This is a genomic window from Methylobacterium sp. GC_Met_2, assembly GCF_026540795.1.
Taxonomy (GTDB): Bacteria; Pseudomonadota; Alphaproteobacteria; order Rhizobiales; family Beijerinckiaceae; genus Methylobacterium.
Genome location: NZ_JALNUM010000218.1, coordinates 1 through 3,668, shown reverse-complemented (window position 1 = coordinate 3,668; position 3,668 = coordinate 1). Strand labels below are relative to the sequence as shown.

General features: G+C 53.7%; 1 protein-coding gene and 1 pseudogene. One reads left to right on the top strand and one right to left on the bottom strand.

Annotation, left to right across the window (positions count from 1 at the left end; all coding sequences use genetic code 11):
* The first annotated feature begins 782 nt into the window (after positions 1-782).
* A pseudogene (locus OXS49_RS32850) lies at positions 783-1,535 on the top strand (IS5 family transposase).
* A gap of 186 nt (positions 1,536-1,721) precedes the next feature.
* Here the strand turns inward: OXS49_RS32850 and OXS49_RS32845 are convergent.
* Positions 1,722-2,777, bottom strand: coding sequence for a hypothetical protein (locus tag OXS49_RS32845; protein WP_267428693.1), 1,056 nt, complete (start codon positions 2,775-2,777; stop codon positions 1,722-1,724).
* Between the last annotated feature and the right edge of the window lie 891 nt (positions 2,778-3,668).

Here is a 3,668-nt window from a genome sequence, read left to right as displayed (position 1 = left end):
CGTGTTAGAACTCTTCGCTTGCCGTGTATTTGAGCAGCACGGTTCGCAGCTGCGCAAATCCGACGTTGTATTAAAGGATGAAGTATCATTAACGGTCGCCACCGTCGCTCTGGTTCCAAAGTAAAGATGCTACGGCTACTGTCAAGTTATCGCGATAATCCGGTATGACGGCTGCACGGTCAACACGAAACGCATCGAAAGGATTTGGCGATAGGAAGTCTTAAAGCTTCTACTCGAGAGCGGATGTTGTCGCGCCTCTGGCTCAACAACGGCTCAAGCAAACGCCTGCGACCGGTGCTTCCCCACGATATGGTCATCTGACTTTGTCGAGCACCTCACATGCAATGAGGCAAGTACCAAATCCTGAACGTCATCGATAAATCGAACCGCGAGTGCTTGGTTATGCCGATCGCTCGTAAGTTTATGCGCCTGGACGCGATCGATGTGCAACCTAATCTGTCAGCCTTCGCGGGGTATCTGGTCATATCCGCTCGGATAACGGGCCGAACTTCATCGCCAGAGCGGTGCAAGCCTGGATCGCAGCGGTTGGCTCGCAAACCGCCGATATTGAAGCTGGCAGTCCGTGGCAGAACAAGTACTTCGAGAGAGCCGACGCGAAGCTACGGGATGGTTTGCCCAACCCTAAGGCGTTCTATCCCTCGAGAACGGAGGCTTCGTGGTCGAACACTTGAGGAGGTGCGATAACACCGTCCTATCGTCCGGACCCATAAAGGTGGCGCAGCCGGCTTGGATGTGATTCACGGCTTCCGTGAGAGGAGCCGATGGATCAGTTCTGGCTGAGGGACGAGCAGTTTGCGCGGTTCACGCCGCACTTGCCCACCGACATACGGGGCAAGGAGCGCGTAGACGACCGGCGGGTGATCAGCGGTATCATCCATGTCCTTAAGTCCGGCGGGTGTTGGACGGACGCACGCGCCAGGTCTACGGGCCGAAGAAGACGCTCTACAACCGCTTCGTGCGCTGGGCGGCTAAGGGAGTCGGGGTCGGCTTGTTCGAGACGCTGGCGCAAGCCGGCGGCCTGCCCTCCCAGGTGCTGATCGACACCACCACCGTGAAGGCGCACTGCTGCGCGGCCGGGGGTAAAGGGGGTAGCAGAGCCAAGCCATCGGCCGCTCGCGCGGCGGGCGCACGACCAAGATCCACGCCCTCACCGATCGCTTCTACCGCCCGCTCGCCTTCCTGCTGACCGGCGGGCAGGCCACCGACTGCAAGGCCGGCGCGCTGCTGCTCGAACATCTGCCCGTCTTCCGCATCGTGCTGGCTCACAAGGGCTACGACACCGAAGCCATCCGCCGGCAGATCGAGGCCCCCGGGGCCGCACCCAACATCCCGCACAAATCAAACGGCGCTGGAAGCCATGCTTCTCGCCTGTGCTCTATCGCGGCCGCAATGCCATCGAGCGCATGTTCGGGCGGCTCAAGGACTTTCGCCGCATCGCCACTCGCTACGACCGCTCGGCTACGAACTATCTCGCTGCCGTCTGCGTCGCCGCTACCGTCAGCTACTGGTTATGAGTCCGGGCGGTAGTCCACTCATCGCTCCACTACGAGCTGCCTGCGCCAGAGGTAAGCCTTTGGCCACAGGATCGAACGTCTCAATGTAACTCAGTTGGCTCGCTATCGACGCGCGATCGGTGATGTCCGCGACCCCGACCTGGGCCGCCGGACACTAGCAGACCCCCAGTGCCATTGCTAATTCTCTTATTTAGACGCTGCTCCCCACTGGATCAGTCCAAAAAGATAAACCGCGTATAAAAAGCAGATCGCACATGCCGCGCCACTCACCAAGCCAAGGAAAATGAATAATTTTGGGCGGGGAAAATATGCGGTAGTTGGAGATACAGCTGTTTGCAATATTCTGATACCGGACGACGTTTCACCGGATGACCACAGGTTATTAACGCGGGCATCGACTCCGCTTTTATTCAATGCATTTATATAATACTGCGTTTGACTAACGCTTCTTTGTAGACTCAAAAAAATGGGTTCTGCGTCGGATAAATCTTGGAGCTCCCTGTCGGATCTTTGGATCGCCTCTATCTGTCGGATCCTCAACTGCTTAAGCCCAGATAATTCAAAGTTTCTATCGACCAGAGATGAGCTTAGTTGCTGATAAATCTTGATATTGATAAGGGGGGGGTCGCCCGAAAAGTCGTCTCCCTTTTTGAGCGGCTTAACTTCGGAATTTAACTGGGCCGTTCCATAGATCTCAGGAGGTAAAGCAGTTCGAAGACGAAGAGCCGAAATGCCTTGCCGAATCGAGTCGGCCTCGGCTTCTTTTTTGCTAATTTCGCCGTCGGTCTGTTGGAGAGATTTGGCGTCGTCGTCCCTCTTACCTAAAAGCAACTTCTTTTGCTCAGTTACATCCCAAAGCGCATGTTGCTTGCTGAATTTTGAGAGCTTAGCGCTTTCTTCGCTAAATTGCCGCTCGTAAATTTTCGCCTGCTCTTTATAGAACTCTTCTGCGTCCCCGTTCAGTGCCAACGAGCTTCTTTTCTTTATATATTCTGACATAAGCTCGTTGACAAATCGGGAGCTGTTGACGCTGCTGTAGTCCTTGAATCCTATCCGTACTACGAAGCCGTTGTTATCCGAAGAAACTGTAAGATTGCCCCGCGCCCGCAGAGATGCCTGCTCATAAATCGCTTCGAAACCATCCTGTGTATTTAAATCAGGGTACAGCACTTGAACCCCAATGTCCTTAATTGTGGCGCGAATTACATCCTCACTCAAAATTATACTAATCTGCGCCTTCACAACCAAATCATAAGTCACCTGCGGCGGTGTAGATCTATCGTCTCCATTAGCCGAGATTGCTCTAGACGCACCGGTCGGGCTTATGATGAGAGACCCAGTCGCCTCGTATCGAGGTCGAGACACCGCAGATATATATATTGCTAAAATAATTGGAATGATAAAAACAGACGTCGCTATTGTTAGCACAACAGGGTGTCCAGCCCTGATCCATCGAGACCTGGAATGGATTGGTTCGGACGCTTTAGTATTTCCAATTATAAAAATGGGCTTATTCATTTAGTGCTATGCATCCCAGCGCTATGTTAAATTATGGGCCCGTTGTGCGCGAATTGCACCTTCGCATTAGCAAGAGGCGTGAATTACACAGAAAACCAACCGGTCTCCTGGGACCACGGATGCCGTTTTGGCAATCAACCTACAGGAGGTTGCCAAATTATAACATATTATGTCGACAGGGCAACCATCCCACAATTTCCTGCGGACGAACCCTCCTCGGAAATTCAAGCCGTAGTCTTTTAGGCTGACGACATGCTGATCTATCTCGATGATAACTTCATCCGTACTCACATCGACGTGATGCGGGAGACCTTTGTGAATCGACTTCGTGTCGGGCACGGGTAGGTCTTGTCGTCGCCTGGACAGACTGGCGGGGCTCGCTCTTTTTTTCTTTCCGGAGCAAAAGAGTCGATGATGAACGATGCGCAATCGTATGAAGTGAAGCCTTTGGAGAAGGCTTGCTGACAAAGCCTAGCATAGGTTTGGGAGATAGGTGGAGCAAAGCAGATCGACTGAGGACCCGTGCAATAGGCTGATCTGGTGGGACTGTCGCGATGGCAGTTGGCAATGACAGGCATGCGCAGCTGTCCGGGTGGCTCCAGCCTTGCCTGACGG